Origin of the sequence: Sphaerochaeta sp. S2, assembly GCF_016406725.1 — a bacterium.
Taxonomy (GTDB): Bacteria; Spirochaetota; Spirochaetia; order Sphaerochaetales; family Sphaerochaetaceae; genus Sphaerochaeta.
In genome coordinates this window covers 1-16,196 of the sequence record NZ_JAEKNT010000352.1, presented here as the reverse complement: position 1 = coordinate 16,196, position 16,196 = coordinate 1, and the positions used below count along the sequence as shown (strand labels likewise).

16 protein-coding genes are annotated in these 16,196 nt (G+C 48.8%); 7 read left to right on the top strand and 9 right to left on the bottom strand.

What is annotated here, in order from left to right:
* From JF818_RS10370 to JF818_RS10360, 3 genes are all read left to right on the top strand, one after another.
* A partial coding sequence (locus JF818_RS10370; protein WP_198891940.1) for an ATP-binding cassette domain-containing protein occupies positions 1–827 on the top strand: 827 nt, incomplete at its 5' end.
* A gap of 22 nt (positions 828–849) precedes the next feature.
* The gene (locus JF818_RS10365) at positions 850–1,842 is read left to right on the top strand and encodes an ABC transporter permease (RefSeq protein ID WP_198891939.1); all 993 of its coding nucleotides are present in this window, start codon (positions 850–852) and stop codon (positions 1,840–1,842) included.
* A gap of 12 nt (positions 1,843–1,854) precedes the next feature.
* Positions 1,855–2,940: a LacI family DNA-binding transcriptional regulator gene (locus tag JF818_RS10360; RefSeq protein WP_198891938.1), complete on the top strand. Its 1,086-nt coding sequence runs from the start codon at positions 1,855–1,857 to the stop codon at positions 2,938–2,940.
* Here the strand turns inward: JF818_RS10360 and JF818_RS10355 are convergent.
* Both JF818_RS10355 and JF818_RS10350 read right to left on the bottom strand, forming a co-directional pair.
* Complete coding sequence (locus tag JF818_RS10355) at positions 2,933–4,000, bottom strand: zinc-binding dehydrogenase (protein WP_198891937.1); 1,068 nt, start codon at positions 3,998–4,000, stop codon at positions 2,933–2,935. The genes JF818_RS10360 and JF818_RS10355 overlap by 8 nt on opposite strands.
* 11 nt (positions 4,001–4,011) lie before the next feature.
* Positions 4,012–5,010: an aldo/keto reductase gene (locus JF818_RS10350; RefSeq protein ID WP_198891936.1), complete on the bottom strand. Its 999-nt coding sequence runs from the start codon at positions 5,008–5,010 to the stop codon at positions 4,012–4,014.
* A gap of 106 nt (positions 5,011–5,116) precedes the next feature.
* On the opposite strand from JF818_RS10350, the gene JF818_RS10345 reads away from it, so the two are divergent.
* From JF818_RS10345 to JF818_RS10335, 3 genes are read left to right on the top strand one after another with little or no spacing between them, the layout of a single operon-like run.
* Complete coding sequence (locus JF818_RS10345; RefSeq protein ID WP_198891935.1) at positions 5,117–6,253, top strand: DNA-binding transcriptional regulator; 1,137 nt, start codon at positions 5,117–5,119, stop codon at positions 6,251–6,253.
* 49 nt (positions 6,254–6,302) lie between these two features.
* Positions 6,303–6,980, top strand: coding sequence for a fructose-6-phosphate aldolase (locus JF818_RS10340; RefSeq protein ID WP_198891934.1), 678 nt, complete (start codon positions 6,303–6,305; stop codon positions 6,978–6,980).
* On the top strand, positions 6,952–7,947 hold the full coding sequence (locus tag JF818_RS10335) for an SGNH/GDSL hydrolase family protein (protein WP_198891933.1): 996 nt from the start codon (positions 6,952–6,954) through the stop codon (positions 7,945–7,947). Before JF818_RS10340 ends, JF818_RS10335 begins: the two co-directional genes overlap by 29 nt.
* Here JF818_RS10335 and JF818_RS10330 read toward each other — a convergent pair.
* The 4 genes from JF818_RS10330 to JF818_RS10315 all read right to left on the bottom strand — a co-directional run bounded on the left by JF818_RS10330 (position 7,935) and on the right by JF818_RS10315 (position 12,832).
* Positions 7,935–9,185, bottom strand: a complete 1,251-nt coding sequence (locus JF818_RS10330; RefSeq protein ID WP_198891932.1) for a MalY/PatB family protein — start codon at positions 9,183–9,185, stop codon at positions 7,935–7,937. The genes JF818_RS10335 and JF818_RS10330 overlap by 13 nt on opposite strands.
* Positions 9,185–9,973: an EFR1 family ferrodoxin gene (locus JF818_RS10325; RefSeq protein ID WP_198891931.1), complete on the bottom strand. Its 789-nt coding sequence runs from the start codon at positions 9,971–9,973 to the stop codon at positions 9,185–9,187. Before JF818_RS10325 ends, JF818_RS10330 begins: the two co-directional genes overlap by 1 nt.
* Complete coding sequence (locus JF818_RS10320) at positions 9,970–10,995, bottom strand: low specificity L-threonine aldolase (RefSeq protein ID WP_198891930.1); 1,026 nt, start codon at positions 10,993–10,995, stop codon at positions 9,970–9,972. Before JF818_RS10320 ends, JF818_RS10325 begins: the two co-directional genes overlap by 4 nt.
* 112 nt (positions 10,996–11,107) lie before the next feature.
* Complete coding sequence (locus JF818_RS10315) at positions 11,108–12,832, bottom strand: peptide ABC transporter substrate-binding protein (protein WP_198891929.1); 1,725 nt, start codon at positions 12,830–12,832, stop codon at positions 11,108–11,110.
* A 224-nt stretch (positions 12,833–13,056) separates the two neighbouring features.
* Between JF818_RS10315 and JF818_RS10310 the strand changes: the two genes are divergently transcribed.
* On the top strand, positions 13,057–13,617 hold the full coding sequence (locus tag JF818_RS10310; RefSeq protein ID WP_198891928.1) for a hypothetical protein: 561 nt from the start codon (positions 13,057–13,059) through the stop codon (positions 13,615–13,617).
* A gap of 50 nt (positions 13,618–13,667) precedes the next feature.
* Here JF818_RS10310 and JF818_RS10305 read toward each other — a convergent pair whose 3' ends face one another.
* The 3 genes from JF818_RS10305 to JF818_RS10295 all read right to left on the bottom strand — a co-directional run.
* Positions 13,668–14,738, bottom strand: a complete 1,071-nt coding sequence (locus JF818_RS10305; RefSeq protein ID WP_198891927.1) for an ABC transporter ATP-binding protein — start codon at positions 14,736–14,738, stop codon at positions 13,668–13,670.
* The gene (locus JF818_RS10300) at positions 14,735–15,784 is read right to left on the bottom strand and encodes an ABC transporter ATP-binding protein (protein WP_198891926.1); all 1,050 of its coding nucleotides are present in this window, start codon (positions 15,782–15,784) and stop codon (positions 14,735–14,737) included. The genes JF818_RS10305 and JF818_RS10300 overlap by 4 nt, the downstream gene beginning before the upstream one ends.
* A gap of 10 nt (positions 15,785–15,794) precedes the next feature.
* The coding region (locus JF818_RS10295) for an ABC transporter permease (RefSeq protein ID WP_198891925.1) at positions 15,795–16,196 on the bottom strand (402 nt) is incomplete at its 5' end.

Genomic DNA, 16,196 nt, shown 5'->3' with positions numbered 1-16,196 from the left:
ATGTAGCAGATATGACCAACGAGAAACTTATCTCTCTTATTGTTGGTCGTGATGCAAAGCTTCGATTCCCTGAGTTCAAGAGTAATGTGGGAGAGGTCCTGTTAAAGGTGGAGAATCTGAGTTCACCCAATCCCAGAAGTTTCCAGGATGTATCATTTGAGGTGCATCGTGGGGAAATCCTTGGCATTGGTGGACTTATGGGGGCACAACGTACTGAATTGATGGAAGCCATCTTCGGTGTACGTGCAACCAAGGAAGGAAAGATTTATGTTGATGGGGATGAGATCCTGAACATGACCCCCCGAAAAGCCATCGAACATGGCATCGGGATGATCACCGAGGATAGAAGAGGCAGTGGCATTTTCCCCTTGATGAATATATCAAACAACACTTCGATTGCCTCCTTGAAAGAGTATCTGAACAAGTTGCACCTCCTTAAGCACAAGGAGATGAAAGAAGAGTCTGTTCGATACAACAAGGCACTCAGGACCAAGACTCCTACCATGGAGACATTGATCCAGAACCTCTCAGGAGGTAATCAGCAGAAGGTTATCATCAGTCGATGGTTGATGACCTTGCCGGATATCCTGATCATGGATGAACCGACGAGGGGTATTGATGTCGGGGCTAAATATGAAATCTACCAGATTATGGGACAACTGGTTGAGCAAGGAAAGGCCATTATCATGGTTTCCTCAGAAATGCCGGAATTGATTGGAATGTCCCACAGGGTAATGGTTCTTTGTTCTGGGAAATGTACCGGCGTGTTGGACAAGTCTGAGTGCACCCAAGAGAATATCATGCGTCTAGCAACGAAGTTCATGTAAGAGAGAGGGAGAAAAACCTACCATGGAAATGAAAAAACTACTTAACGACAGCAAAAAAGTTGCCTCACAATATACAACCTGGGTCACCTTCGTTGGATTGTTGCTACTGCTTTCCATTCTGACCAACGGGCAAGCACTGCGGTGGAGCAGTATCAGGAATCTCCTGATTGCTGAATCGGTCAGATCTTTTGCAGCCCTGGGTGTTGGTATGATCATCATCACCAAGGGAATCGACCTTTCCATTGGATATGTCGTCTGTCTGACTGCAAGTGTCGCGGCTTCCTTTGCACAGAATCCGGATTACAGTTCTGCTATCTATGCAGGCCAAACGTTTCCTCTTATCGTCCCCATCGTAGCAGCCGTTGCCGCTGGTGGCCTGTTCGGTCTCTTCAACGGGTACTTGATCGCTTATGGAAAACTTCCTCCCTTTATTGCAACACTGGGTTCCATGTCCATTGCAAAGGGCTTGCAGCTCATCTATACCAAGGCAGCCGTTGTTGGTTCCCTGAACCAGAACTTCAAGAACATCAGCCAGGGAAGCGTAGGTCCTGTTCCTAATCTCATCATTTATGTTGTTATAGCTGCTCTGGTTGTCTGGATATTGCTCAAACATACCCGCCAGGGAACACACTTCTATGCAATCGGTGGTAATGCACAGGCAGCAAGGGTGAGTGGAATCAATGTCGAACGTGACCTTATGATGGTCTACTTCTATGCAGGTTTGCTCTATGGTACAGCGGGTACCCTTTTGGCAAGTCGACTTGGCCTGGCAAACTCGCTTACCGCAAACGGTATGGAGCTGGATGCCATTGCTGCAGTTACCGTTGGTGGTGTCTCACAGAATGGTGGCGTTGGTAAAGTCAGTGGAATGATGGTCGGTGTCTTTACCATGGGTTTGATCAACTACGGAATGTCCTTCCTTGGTGTTGACAGCTACTACCAGCAATTGGTAAAAGGCTTTATCATTATCATCGCGGTCTACTTCGACATGAAGAAATACGCACGCCGCGCATAGGTAGGTTGTTACATGGGCAAACGAGAAGCAGCAACAATCAAGGATGTCGCGAATCTTGCTGGCGTCTCCATTGCCACTGTCAGTAGAGTTCTGAACAATCTCGGGGTGGTGAATCCAGAGACGGAAAGGAAAGTGCTTTCCGCTGTCAATATGCTGCACTATCAGCGTAATGCGGTAGCACGCTCCCTGAAACTCAGGGTAACCAAGAGTATCGGGATCATCGTCCCAGAGATTTCGAATACCTTCTTCACCGAGATTGTCGAGCAGCTGGAAAAGTTGCTCGGCCCACTTGGGTATGCCCTGTTGCTTTGTAGTTCAGAGAATTCAGTACAGGAAGAGAAGCGTAAACTTGCATTCCTGCTTGAACGTAATGTTGATGCGCTTCTCGTTATTCCAGTCGGTGATGTCGGTGCACATTTTGCCTCCCCTGCAATCGCAAATATTCCCTTGGTCATGCTCGACCGAAAAATTGAAGGCTTGCGTTGTGATGTGGTCCTTACCGACAACCGCAAAGGTGCATACGATGTGACCTGTGCACTGATCAGGGAAGGGAAAACCAATATAGGATTCCTAGGTGGAGACAATCATGTCCATACATCGGTTGAGCGTCTCCATGGGTTCTTGGATGCAATGCATGACAACCAGCTGGAAGTCGATCCTGATTTTATCCTACTGGGAGGAATGACCCAGAAGGCTGGATATACTCTCATGGAAAATGCTTTGACGATGCCGAAATGCCCTGATACCTTCTTTGTGGTAAATGACATGGTGCATATCGGTGCAACAAGCTATCTCATGAGTAAGGCTTCCAGGGAGATCCGTTCAAAGGTGGTGTTCTCCACGTTTGACTATCTCTATTATGCACCACTGCTCAAATTCTGCCACTATGCAGTTTCCCAGCCTCTCGACCAGATGGGGGAGACGGCTGCCCAACTTCTGATCCGTCGCCTTGATGGTGATTTGCAGGGATTCCCTTCCACCGTCGTAATTGAACCAACCATCTGTGTGATGGAAGACAACGGTGGGGTAGTGACCGATGATAAGTCAATAGTGGCTTTCAACGAGCACTCCCCACGGTTCAATCGGGTCTTTAGTTAGGAAGCTCCTCGTCAAAACAAACAGCAACCTTTCCACATGCTCCACTTGCCATCAAGGCATATGCCTCATCAGCTTTCTCAAGCGGGAAGCGGTGGGTGATGAGCTCTTCAGGGTGGATTCCCCAACGAACCAAACGCTCCACAAGATCTTCCATTTTCCAGATACTGGTTACCCAGCTACCATACACGGTTTTCTGGTCATGAAGCATATCCTCACTTGGATTGAAGTGTACCGTACCACCTTCTCCAACAAGTGCAATCTTGCCCCATTTTCGCGTTGCCCTGATCGCAGTTGCACGACCGGCATCACTAGCTGAACAATCAAAAGCGCGCTCGACACCGTTGCCTCCTGTAAGAGCCTTAATCTGTGCCACATTGTCTTCTGAAGGAGTAAATACATGGTCTACAAGGCCGAGCTTCTTTGCAAGTTCGATACGTGCACTCTGGGACTCGATGCCGATGAGTTTGTTTGCACCCATTGCCTTGGCAAGCATCAAGGCAGCCAGTCCAACTGGGCCAAGACCTACAACCAGCACTGCATCATTGCCACTAACACCGACTTTCTCGATCGCTTCATAGACCGTGCCGAAACCACATGCAACCTGGGCACCATCTGCATAGGTCAGTTCCTCAGGGAGATAGACAAGGTCTTTCTCATCACAAAGCATGTATTCCGCCATGCCTCCATCCCTCTGCCAACCATAGGCTGCTCTCTTGTCACTGGTACAGCTGATCATATAGCCCTGACGACATTCATGGCAGACTCCACATCCGCTGATATGGTAGATCACTACACGGTCCCCTTTCTTGAACCGCTTCAAGCCTTCTCCTTCTTCAACAATCTGGCCACAAGGTTCGTGTCCTGCGATGACATTCTGGTATCCTTCAGGTCCTTTCCCGAGGTGTTCACGATAAATTGCCCTGATATCACTACCGCATATGGTACTGCACTTGGTCTTAACCAGTACCTGTCCATACCCCGGCTTGGGAATCTCAAACTCACCAAATGCTACTGTACTGTTTCCTGGAAGCTTTGCTCCCTTCATCATCTTCTTTTCCATCAGTTTTCTCCTTATCGGTATCTTTCTGGGCAGGGAATGGTTCCATCCTCATCCCAAAGGTCATGCCAAGATTCAGCGCCCTCCCAAAGGAAGACCTGTCCCTTGATCAAGCGATTATTGCAATCTGCATCCTTGAGGGTGAGTACTTCCTCCTCAGTGAGTGGATCAGTAAGGACACTCTCCAGATTGCTCCTTAGGTTCCTTTCCTTCGTGGACAGGGGAATGGGGATAATCCCATTAGCCTGTGCCCACTTGAGACAGATTGCAGCGGGGTGGCAGTTGTGCCTCGTTGCAATCTCTACAACAAGCGGATGCTGCATATCAATGACATCCTCTGGAGTTGTATCCCTCTCGGGCCTGTTTGGAGATCCCAAGGGACTGTACCCAATGGGAATAATTCCCTCCTGCTTGATATATGAGAGCAATTCGGGCTGCTGGAAGCAGGGATGGAGCTCCATCTCATTGAAAGCAGGCCTGATATTGCAGGAGGCAAGCAATAATTCCATCTTTGCCTTGGTCATGTTGCTGGTGCCGATATGCCGAACGAGGCCCATGTTCACCAGTTCCTCCATGGCAGACCATGTTTCCATGAACTCCTCATGGATGTAAGGTCTTGCGTCAGGACTGCGACTGGTTACATCACAGTGTGGTGGATGGAAATTCGGAAACGGCCAGTGCACAAGATACAGGTCAAGATAGTCCAGTTGCAGGTCTTTCAGTGACTGCTTTGCAGATGCAATCACATTATCCCGTCCATGGGAATCATTCCATACCTTGCTGGTGATCCAGAGTTCTTCCCGCTTGATGCCACAGGATTTCAGAACCTCTCCAATCTCTTTCTCATTGTTGTATACGCTTGCGCAGTCAATGTTTCGGTAACCTAGACGCAAGGCAGTTCGTACTGCTTCAGCCATTTCGCTACTGGAAATGTGGTCAGAACCAAAGGTTCCCACGCCTATGATGGGTATCTCTGCTTTGGTGCTCGCAATAGTTCGTGTAGGTAGTTGCATAGTACTCCTCCTAATATGTATACCTTATCGCGTTTATGTGAGATAGCAATGCTTTATATGCGAAAAGATACTATCAAAATGCGCATTTTGTGATAGAGTGGATACCATGATACAGATAGGTTTGAAGCTACGATTCCAAGATGGTTATGATATGGCCGTTGCAAATGGGGTGGTACAGTATGCCCGTACCAAGTTTGACTGGCAGGTACGTGGACAAGGCCCTTGGTTTTTCTCACTCGACAAGGAAGCGCTTCTCTCCTGTGATGCCCTGATCGCCCGAATTGAGGATGATGAGGATGCCAGGTTCTGTGCATCACTTGGTATTCCAGTGGTCGATATCGCTGGAGCCACCTCACTGAAGCTTTTCAGTCAAGTCAGAAATGATGACTACCAAACGGGGGTAAGTGCCGGTGTATACCTGAAAAAATTGGAAAGCCAGCATCTTGCCTGGTGTGGTGTAGAACAGGTGCATTGGGCACGAGAGCGATTCATTGGATTCTGTAGTGCAACCTCCTCCAGTCCTGAGGTGATGCCGAGTTTCTCCCGCTCTCTTTCCTGGTGGAGGCATCTCTATGATTCAGATGAGGACCTGGAAGCGTGGCTGACTGAGCTTCCAAAACCCTGTAGTATTTTTTGTTGCAATGATCTCTCTGCGATGAAAGTGGAACTCGTGTGTCAACGATTGGGAATAGCCATACCTGAGGAGATTATGGTGCTGGGCGTTGACAATGAGACGTTACTCTGTGAGCTGGCTAGTCCTTCCATCTCAAGCATCCAGCCCGATTGTGAGACTATCGGGTACCAAGCTTCTGCAATGCTCGACTCCCTGCTCAACGATAAGGTGAGCGGGGTTCATATACGTCGTATCGCTCCAGGGCCGGTAATGGAGAGGGAGAGTACCCGTCTGTTCTTCTGCGAAGATGAACAGGTGGCAAAGGCGATGCAGCTGATCAAGGCAGAGGCCACTGGTGGGTTGCAAGCGAGTGAGGTTGCGCGTCAGGCCACCATTTGCAGGCGTTCCTTGGAAATGCGCTTCCGCTCAGTACGTGGTACCACCATCTGGGAGGAGATAACTGCAGAGAAGCTTTCCAGGGCAGCTCTTCTGCTCACTCACTCAAAGGAGAGTATAACTTCCATTGCCCAACAGTGTGGTTTCTCTTCAATACATCGATTCTATAGCCTCTTCAAGCGCAAACATCACATGACACCACAACAGTACCGTGAGAAAAAGCTCAGCGATTAAGCTTTCCTCTCATCACCGTTTTATGGCATGATAAGGAGCGAGGTGCAGTATGGAACTCATGCTTGATACAGCTAATTTGGAAGAGATCAGGAAAGGTTTGGAAACATACCCCATTGATGGGGTTACCTCCAACCCTTCCATCATCAAGGCAGAGGGCAAGATAGATTTCTTTGCCCATATGCATCAGATCCGTGATCTTATTGGGGAAGAGAGAAGCCTTCATGTACAGGTGGTTGCCCACGATGCAGAGCACATCATTGCCGAGGCAGAGAAAATCCTTTCAATCCTGGGCAGGAATACATTCATAAAGATTCCTGTGACTGAAGAAGGCTTGAAAGCCATTAAGATTCTAGCATCTCGTCAGGTAAACATTACCGCCACCGCAATCTATACAACCATGCAAGGTATATTGGCGATGCTCTCTGGGGCACGCTATCTTGCTGTCTACTACAATAGGATGTTGAACATTGATATCGATGCAGCGAAGGTCATCAAGGAACTCAGCAGTCTTCTCTGGGCAAACAGTACCAATTGCCAGGTGCTCGCAGCGAGTTTCAAGAATCTCAGTGAGATAACCACCAGCTATGCCAGTGGGGCAAGCTGCTGTACTGTTCCTTACTCACTGTTGCAGACCGGACTCCACATGCCTTCCATTACCAGGGCAGTCCACGATTTTTCAGAAAACTGGGAAGAGATATATGGCAGCCGAACATTGCTCGACTTCTAAAGAGAACATATTCGCCCTGACACATAATGCATTATCGGTTGAACTTCTTGAGGATGGGTATTATTGTGCTCTCCGTTTCTCAGAAGAACAGGAGATGGGATACAACTCCCACCCACTGTATCGTGCGATGGCAGGAACCAGTGCATCGGTCTGCCTACGTTTTCACACCCTTACAGATGTGACGGTGCACCTGAAGCGTTATAGTCAGTCTCTTCTTCCCAGAAAAGGGGAGCAAGTTGTTGATTTTGCGTCTCTCTATCCCAGGCAGCTGGACCTCTCTGAGACCATCGACCTCTTGTACGAAGGTAAGGATATGATCCATCTCCCTTTGCAGAGTGACCAGGTCTCCATTGAAAAAGCAAATACGGTAAGTCTCTATCTTCCCATGCATCATCGGGTGGGGTTTTGTGTAGAGGGTGACGTACAGCCTATTGAAAAGAAAGAGAAGACATTGCTTTGCATCGGGGATTCGATCGTCCAGGGGGTAGGGGTTCACCATCCCTCTCTGGCATTATGTGAGAGGCTCTCCTCACTCAAGGGAGTACAGGTCATCAATCAAGGGCTTGCAGGCGCTTTGGTGAACCCAAAACTTATCCAGAAACTGGATATTCCCATCCATGACATACTTGTTGCTCTCGGCACCAATGATTGGTCAATTCGTGAGAACCTTGCAGATTTGCGAGGGGAGATGTTTGCCTTGCTGGGGAGAATCAGGAAATTCTACCCCTCAGTGCCCGTCACTGTCCTCACCCCACTTTGGAGAGCGGATATCCAGCATACACAGAAGATGGGAAGCTTTGCTGAGATGCAGAAGACTATAGAGTATGCAACCTACTGCTTTCCCAATATTCGTGTGGCGAACGGTCTCTCCCTCTCCCTTCGTGATGCATACGATGATGGGTTCATCCATCCTGATGAGAAAGGAATCAGGTTTTTGGCAAAGGGTTTGGCTGCTCAACTCCCGTAGGTATTTCTCAGTACTTCCACCGCTCTGATGATCCTCTCCATTGCCTGTTCAAGACGAATCCGTTGCGTTCCGAAGTTGATCCTCACAAACCTTCGGTACTCTTCTCCTCCAAACCACGTACCATCATTGAAAGCAACTTTTGCACGCTGGCCGAAGAATCTGGACAGCAATCCTCCTCCAGGACTTTTCTTGCTGTCATAGAGCTCTGGGTGTGCATCCCTGTCCTTCTCGACCAAGGGGAGCAAGGCAGAACAGTCAAGCAGTGTAATGAATGAGGCTTTTGGCTGGATACATACAATCTCCGGGACATGTCTCTGCAATGTCTCATCGATGTAGGCAATGTTGTCCTGCAAATAGGCAAGCAACTCCCTCAGCCATGTTTCTCCACTTTGGTAGGCAGCGGTAGCCAATGTGGTAGCGAAGAAGGAATTGCCTGTAAGGAAGAGTTGCTGAAGTCGCTTCTCATAAGTCTTCTTCAGGCTTGGGTTATTGAACAGGGTGATTGAGTAGTGTTCTCCAGCCATATTGAATGTCTTGGAGGGAGCCATGCATGCGATGCTCTCACACCCGGTTTTCTTGCCTACCTCAAGAAGACTCACAAAAGAGGTAAAGCGAAGATCTGCGTGAATCTCATCACTGATAATAGTCACACCATGTTTCTTTGCGATGGTGCACAGTTTGGTAAGCTCAGCTTCGCTGAATACAAGGCCAGAGGGATTATGTGGGCTGCAGAAGATCAGGATCTTTGCCGTGTTGCAGAGTTTCTCAAATGCATCCCAATCAGGAGAGAACTGGTGGAGGTGTTCATCGTAAGAAAGCGGCCAAGGACTCAATGTCCTTCCTAGGTTGTTCACCATGGTCACAAATGGTTGGTAGGAAGGGAAAGGTACGATGATCTCATCCTTTTCTTTACTGAGAAGATCAAGAAGGATGGCAATACTGTTCAGGACCCCTTGGCTGAGTACCACCTGGTTTTGCGACAAATCCATCTGATGCCATTGCTTCGCCCATCCAAGAAAGACCCCCTTCTGTTCTGGTGCGTAGGGATATCCGTAGATTGCATGTTCAGCAAGCACTTGAGCCTGCCTGGATACTTCCGGGGCTACAGGAAAGTCCATATCAGCAACCCAAAAAGGTTCTGCTTCAGGGTTTCCACACATCGATGCTATGACTTCCTTGTTCCACTTGACGGACAAGGAGGAACGACGATCAGTGATTTGGTCAAACAATGAATCCATTACGAACGGTACTCCACTTGATAGCCTGAACGTGGGTTGGGGTAATACCCCTCACGGACTTTTTTGGTTTTGAATACGATAGCATGTTCGGGACAGCGATGGTAACAACCAAGGCATCCAGTGCATGCACGATCAAAGACAGGTTTTCCATCTTTCATCTCGATGTTTGCAGATGGGCACATCCGGTAACAGAGGCCACATGAGGTACACGCAGCGGTTACAGCAAAATCGAGCGCTGTATCCATGAATGCACGATGGATTGGGATCATGACATGGTTGATCGCAAAGCGAGAGAGGGGAGGTCTGTGAGGTGGTCTGATAACCTCTTTTTTGATATCCTCCGCAATTTCTGCTACCTTCAGGTCAGCTTTTGCATAGAGTTCCTCAATCTTCTCTTCACTTGGAGCGCTGAGCAAGGGGATATAGCCATCTGGCATTACTACATGGTTTGCATAGCTTACCACAGCTCCGGCTTCCTTGAGCAGAACTTCCATCGCCTGGAAGGTATATGCCTGGAAGAGATAGCGAGTGGTTACCAAAAACAGGTATTTCAATGGGGAGAGATCCTGCTTTTGGAAAACCTCTTCGATGAAGTGAGGGACCAGATTGGGGGGAAACCCCTTATAGACGGGAAAAACAAACCCTACCTGTTCAGTGATGGTGAAGGTTGGTACTTCCATTAAGGAAGGAATCATCAATACTTGGCAATCTTCAAGCTCACTGCTTAGTTTCTGAGCAATATAGTAGCTGTTTCCTGTTCCTGAGAAGCAGATGAGGGTTGTTTTCATGCTTCTGCCTCGATCTGGAAGTTCTCCAACATGGTACAAAGCTTGGTAATGTCTTCATCATGCAGATCAAGATTGGTGACGAGTCTCACCATTTCACCTTCAGTATTTGCCAAGATTCCCTGTTTAGCCAGTTGGCTTACCACTTCAGTACTCTGCATCGAGGGAACACGGAAGAAGACAATATTGGTTTGCACTCCTTCTGTATCGACCTCAGCCCAACCGCCTTTCACCAAGGCATCTGCCAGGGCTTTCGCATGGGCGTGGTCGTCTGCCAATCGATCCACATGATTCTCAAGTGCATAGAGTCCGGCAGCTGCAAGCACACCGGTTTGTCGCATTCCTCCTCCCAGCATTTTTCGGATCGTAAGGGCTTTGTTGATGAATTCCTCATCACCACAGAGCATGCTGCCAACAGGACAGCCCAGCCCCTTGGAGAGACAGAAGGTAATGGTATCTGCATAACTTGCATAGGTCTTTACTGAAATTCCTGAAGCGACCTGTGCATTGAAGATTCTCGCTCCATCCATATGTACTTTCAAATCATGGGTTGATGCAAAATCCTTGATCCCTTCCAGGTTTTCCAAAGGATAGCAGTATCCTCCAATCGTGTTCTCCACCTCAATGAGCGTGGTGTTGGCCATGTCGTATGCGCCCTGTTTCACTTTTCCGATAAATGCATCAGCGTTGAGAATGCCACGGGGTACATCGAAGGAAATGGGAAGCACCCCTGCAATGGCAGCTACTGCACCTATTTCATGGTGGATGATATGGCTGTTGGCAGCAGTGAATACCTCATTGCTTCTTCCCCCATTGATATAGAGGCTGATCAGGTTGCCCATTGAACCGGATGAAACAAACAAGCCACGTTCTTTCCCGGTAAGTTCAGCAGCCAGTGCTTCCAGTTTGGTGGTTGTAGGGTCTTCTCGGTAAACATCATCACCTACCTCTGCATCAGCCATGGCTTTCCTCATTGCTTCAGTCGGTTTGGTAATGGTATCACTTCTCAGATCATAATATTTCATTGGTCATCTCCTTGGTGCTACATAAAACTATAGCGGAGAGGAAGAGTTCAGTCCAGCATAAAGAAAAGGTCCCCGGACGAATCCAGGGACCTGCGTTTGCCTTATTTGACAACTACTTGAGGTAGATGTCCTTGACCGGATGGTAATCCATGGTATTTGGATGCCAGCCGCCCCACTTGTCAGTATCAATCATGTTGATTGCTACATAGTAGTAGAAAGGCATGATACCCATATCCTGGTTGATCATGATATCTTCAGCGGTCTTGAGAACACCGAAGCGATCTTCGCCTGCGGGCATTCTGGCTGCTTCATTGATCAACAGGTCATAGATTTCGTTTGTGTACTTACCACCGTTCATACCGGCACCGGTGAGGAACATGTCGAGGAAGGTATTTGGATCCTGGTAGTCACCTACCCATCCTGCACGTGCAATCTCGAAGTTGCCTTCGTTACGGTTTGCAAGATAGGTCTGCCATTCCTGGTTCTCAAGAACGACGTTGATGCCAAGATTGTCCTTCCATTCCTGCTGCAAGAACTCAGCAATCTGCTTGTGACCTTCGTTGGTGTTGTACAGAATGGTTGAGGTCGGGAATCCAGCACCGTTGGGGTAGCCAGCTCTAGCCAAGAGATCCTGTGCCTCGGCAATCATGTCATCCATGTTGTCGTGGGGGAACTCAAGAGCATCATAGCCAGCCATCGGAGGTACGATACCCCATGCAGGAATCTGTCCAGCTCTGGTTACGCCTTCAACAAGTGCTTCGCGGTCGATTGCCAATGACAGCGCGCGGCGGACATCGGGGTTGTCGAAAGGAGCTACTTCGTTCTGGAAGACATAGTAGTAGGTGGAAAGCTGTGGGGAAGACTGGAAGTCAGAACGCATCTGAGCAGCAGAGAGCTGGTCATTCGGTACGTTGGTTGCCCAGTCAATCTCACCATTGAGGTACATGTTGTAGTTGGTGGTGTCACTGTCAGAGGAGTAGAAGATGACCTTGTCAAGTGCTACATTCTCCTTGTCCCAGTACGTGTCACTCTTGGTGGCGGTAAGGGAGGTCTGGGGAATTCTCTCAGTGAGCACGAACGGACCATTACCTACAAAGTTCTCAGGACTTGTCCACTTGTCGCCAAACTCTTCGATGGCGTGCTTGGGAACGATTGAGAAACTGTAGTGGGTCAGTGCATCAATTGCATACGGGAGGGGACCGATGAGGTCCATCTGGAAGGTTCTTTCGTCAAGAGCGCGGATTCCCACTGCCTCAGGACCAGCCTCTCCAGCGTTGAACTCTGTTGCACCCTGTAGGAACATGCAGGGGAACCATGCATATGGTCCTGCAGTTGCGGGATCAAGCAGTCTCAACCAGCTGTAGACAACATCGTCGGCGGTGATGGCAACGCCATCGGACCAAACTGCATCTTCACGAAGGGTGAAGGTGTACTGAGTGCCATCTTCATTGACTTCCCAGCTTTCAGCAACGCCAGGAACAGCAAGAGCAGTCGCAGGATCGATTGCTACCAAGCCTTCGAAAAGAGCCTCGAAAATTCTATGTTCGGGAACTCCCTGGATAAGAGCTGGGTCGAGTGACTCGGGCTCTGCACCATTGGAAATGCGGAACACAACTTCATCCTTTGCAGGAGCAGCGGGTTCTGCTGGTGCGGCAGGTGCCGGTGCAGCAGGCTCTGCTTCAGCTTTTGGAGCCGGGGCCGGGGTTTCCGGAGCAGCGGTTGCTGCCGGAGCCGGCGTCGTGGTAGCGGCTGGTGCGGGTTCTTCTTTCTTTCCACAGGAAATCAAGAGAGCACTAACAAGCAGCACACTAAGCATGATAGCCAGAAATTTCTTCATAGACATATCTCCTTGTAGTTCTAAGTATACATATTCAACTTAGCTTAGTTCACATTAAACCACGAATCAAGAGAAAACGCAAATAGGTTTCTCTAAAACAGCCTTTTGAATGTATACAGCGTGTTAATTTATACAGATTTTACATAAAATGTAATTTATGGCAGAGGCCTGTTTTTTTAAACACTTTTGAGTATATTGGAAGAGAAAGAAGAGGAGACATTACCGTGGTACGACATACTACCTATATAAAGCCCTATGGTATCCAATACCGTGTGACCAATATGTTTCATGGCATAAGTGGATTTTTCTCACTGTTCCTGATATGGGGCCTTGTCTTGAACTTGTCGGAAGGGGTCAGCTTGCTCAGCATGACCCATATCCTGATCCTGTTGCTGCTAACCTTGGCAGGTACATTCTACCGGGATACATGGGTGTTCGATAAGCAAGAACAACGCATCACCAGCATCTATGGGTTTGGTCCTCTATGCAAACGTGAGCAGTTCGCATTTTCTGAAGTTCATCAGTTGGAGTTGAACCACTTTGTAAGGGGAACCACCGACAAGGATGCAAAACCGACAAAAAGGCGATTTCGCGCCATGCTCGTATTTTCACTCAATCTGGGAGAGGATGAGAAAAGAGATATTGAGATTATTGCTGAGAAAACGAGCGGGGGAAGAACTGAGTCGGCAGTCCAGGCTATCTCGGCAGTGACAGGACTGCCCTTGATTGTTGATCGCCCAAGGGACCTTGACCTTAATGTGTCCTACAAGGATATGAAATGGTAAAAAAAAGAGAGCCGCCGCCAGGGTGACTCTCTCATACCACTTATTTGTGGTTAGTTTGCATTTTTCGCTGCATCAGCTTCCGCTTCTTCCATCGTAACCTTGCTCAGATCTCTCTTGTCATAGAGCCAGCAGGCAACCTGTTGCTTCTCGTTGATGTCAAACATCGGTGGGATATGGCAGGAGCACCAAGGCATCTTCTTCGGACAGCGGTCATAGAAGTAACAGCCAGTACGTTCCTTGTCGGGGGAAGGTACATCACCGGTGAGGATGATGCGCTTTCTCTCCCTCTCTACCTTGGGATCAGGAATTGGAGCTGCACTCAGCAGTGCAATGGTATAGGGATGCAATGGATTGTCATAGAGCTGTACAGCTTCACTGATCTCAACAATCTTGCCCAGGTACATAACCGCCACACGGGTGGAAATATGCTGGATTACAGCAAGGTCGTGAGCAATAAAGAGGTAGGTAAGCCCGAACTCCTTTTGCAAATCCACAAGGAGGTTGAGAATCTGAGACTGGATCGATACATCCAAGGCAGATACCGGCTCATCAGCAAGGATGATCTTTGGGTTCAATGCCAAAGCACGAGCAATGCCAATTCTCTGTCTCTGTCCGCCACTGAACTCATGAGGATAACGGTTCTTGAAGGCCTTGTTCAAACCAACACGTTCCATCAGTTCCTCTACACGGCGCTCAATTTCCATGGGGCTCATCGGTGTTTCGAGCAGTTTTCGATTATTATAAATAACCATAGGCTCAGCAATGATGGAGCGAACCGTCATTCTGGGATCAAGTGACGCATAGGGATCCTGGAAGATCATCTGAATATCACGCCGGGCCTTGAGCATGGTGCGGGTATCGGCACTCACCAGATCAACGCCATTGAACTTGACACTTCCACTGGTTGGCTTATAGAGCTGGCTGATCGAGCGTACTGTGGTCGACTTACCACAACCAGACTCTCCTACGATACCCAGTGTTTCTCCGGGATATACATCAAAGGAGACTCCATCGACTGCACGGATTGCTCCAACTTGTTTCTGGAGGAGTGATCCGCTGGAGATGGGGAAGTGCTGTTTTAAATCCCTGACTTCCAATAGGGGCTTCTTATCTGTACTCATTCGGCCTTCTCCTTGACATTAGCTTCTTTCAGTGCCTGCTGCTTCTCGTTTTCATCAGCGAAAAGCCAGCAAGCTACTTCATGCCCCTTTCCCAGATCCTTTACCGGCGGGTAGGCCTGTCTACACACATCCATTGCCTTGTGGCAACGTGGGTGGAACGGACAGCAGGGGGGCAAGTCGATGACATTGGGTGGTTGTCCCTCGATGGAGAATAAGCGGTTCCCCTTCTTGGTTGTGTCCATACGGGGCACACTTTTGATCAATCCTTCGGTGTATGGGTGGCTTGGCCTTGCATACAGCTCATCAGTTTCGGCCTTCTCGACAATCTTACCGGCATACATAACGCACACCTGGTCGCACATTCCAGCCACAACGCCCAAGTCATGGGTAATGAGGATGACCGCCGTTCCCATCTTGTCACTGAGTTTGGCTATCAATTCGAGAATCTGTGCCTGGATGGTAACATCAAGAGCAGTGGTTGGTTCATCAGCAATCAGGACTTCAGCATTACAGCTCAGTGCCTGGGCAATCATTACACGCTGTCTCATACCGCCGGAGAACTGGTGAGGGTAGCTGTGGATACGCTTTTCTGCTGAAGGGATACCTACCAGCTTAAGCATTTCAATGGAGCGTTTGAGCGCTTCCTGCTTGGAAACATCCTTCTCATGCAGGCGAATGGTTTCCACCATCTGTGTGGAAATCTTCAGGAAGGGATTCAAGCTTGTCATTGGGTCCTGGAAGATCATGGAAATCTTGTTTCCTCTGATGCTTCGCATCTGCTTCTCAGTAAGCTTAAGGATATCTTTTCCTTCAAAGAGGACCTCTCCGCCAACGATTTTTCCTGGAGGGGAGGGGATCAGGCGCATCAGCGAAAGGTTGGTAACACTTTTGCCGCTCCCACTTTCCCCTACGATGCCGATGGTCTCTCCTTCTCTCACCGAGAACGAGACCCCATCAACTGCCTTCACGATTCCGGCATCGGTTTTGAAATATGTCTGTAGGTCCTTCACTTCAAGGACTGTCTTTGCATTAGGTTTCATACTCATCATGTTCCTCCTAGAGCTGGTTCTTGCTTTGTGGGTCGAACGCATCCCTCAGCCCGTCACCAAAGAAGTTCATGGCGAAGAGGAAGATGGTCATGGCGATTGCGGGGAAGACAAGCTTCCACGGATACAGGGTCATGCCGTTAACGGCATCACCTACCAAGGACCCCCATGAAGCGTACGGAGCCTGGACTCCGAGACCCAAGAAGGAAAGGAACGACTCCTGCATGATGAATGCGGGAACCCTGAGCGTTGAATAGACAATGATGACAGAGAGTGAGTTTGGTACCATGTGGCGGAAGATGATTCTGCCTGTTGAAGCACCCATGCTTCGGGCAGCCTCAACATACTCACTGTTCTTCAAGCTCATAATCTGTCCTCGTACCACAAGATGTCTCTTATAAAAATTCCACGG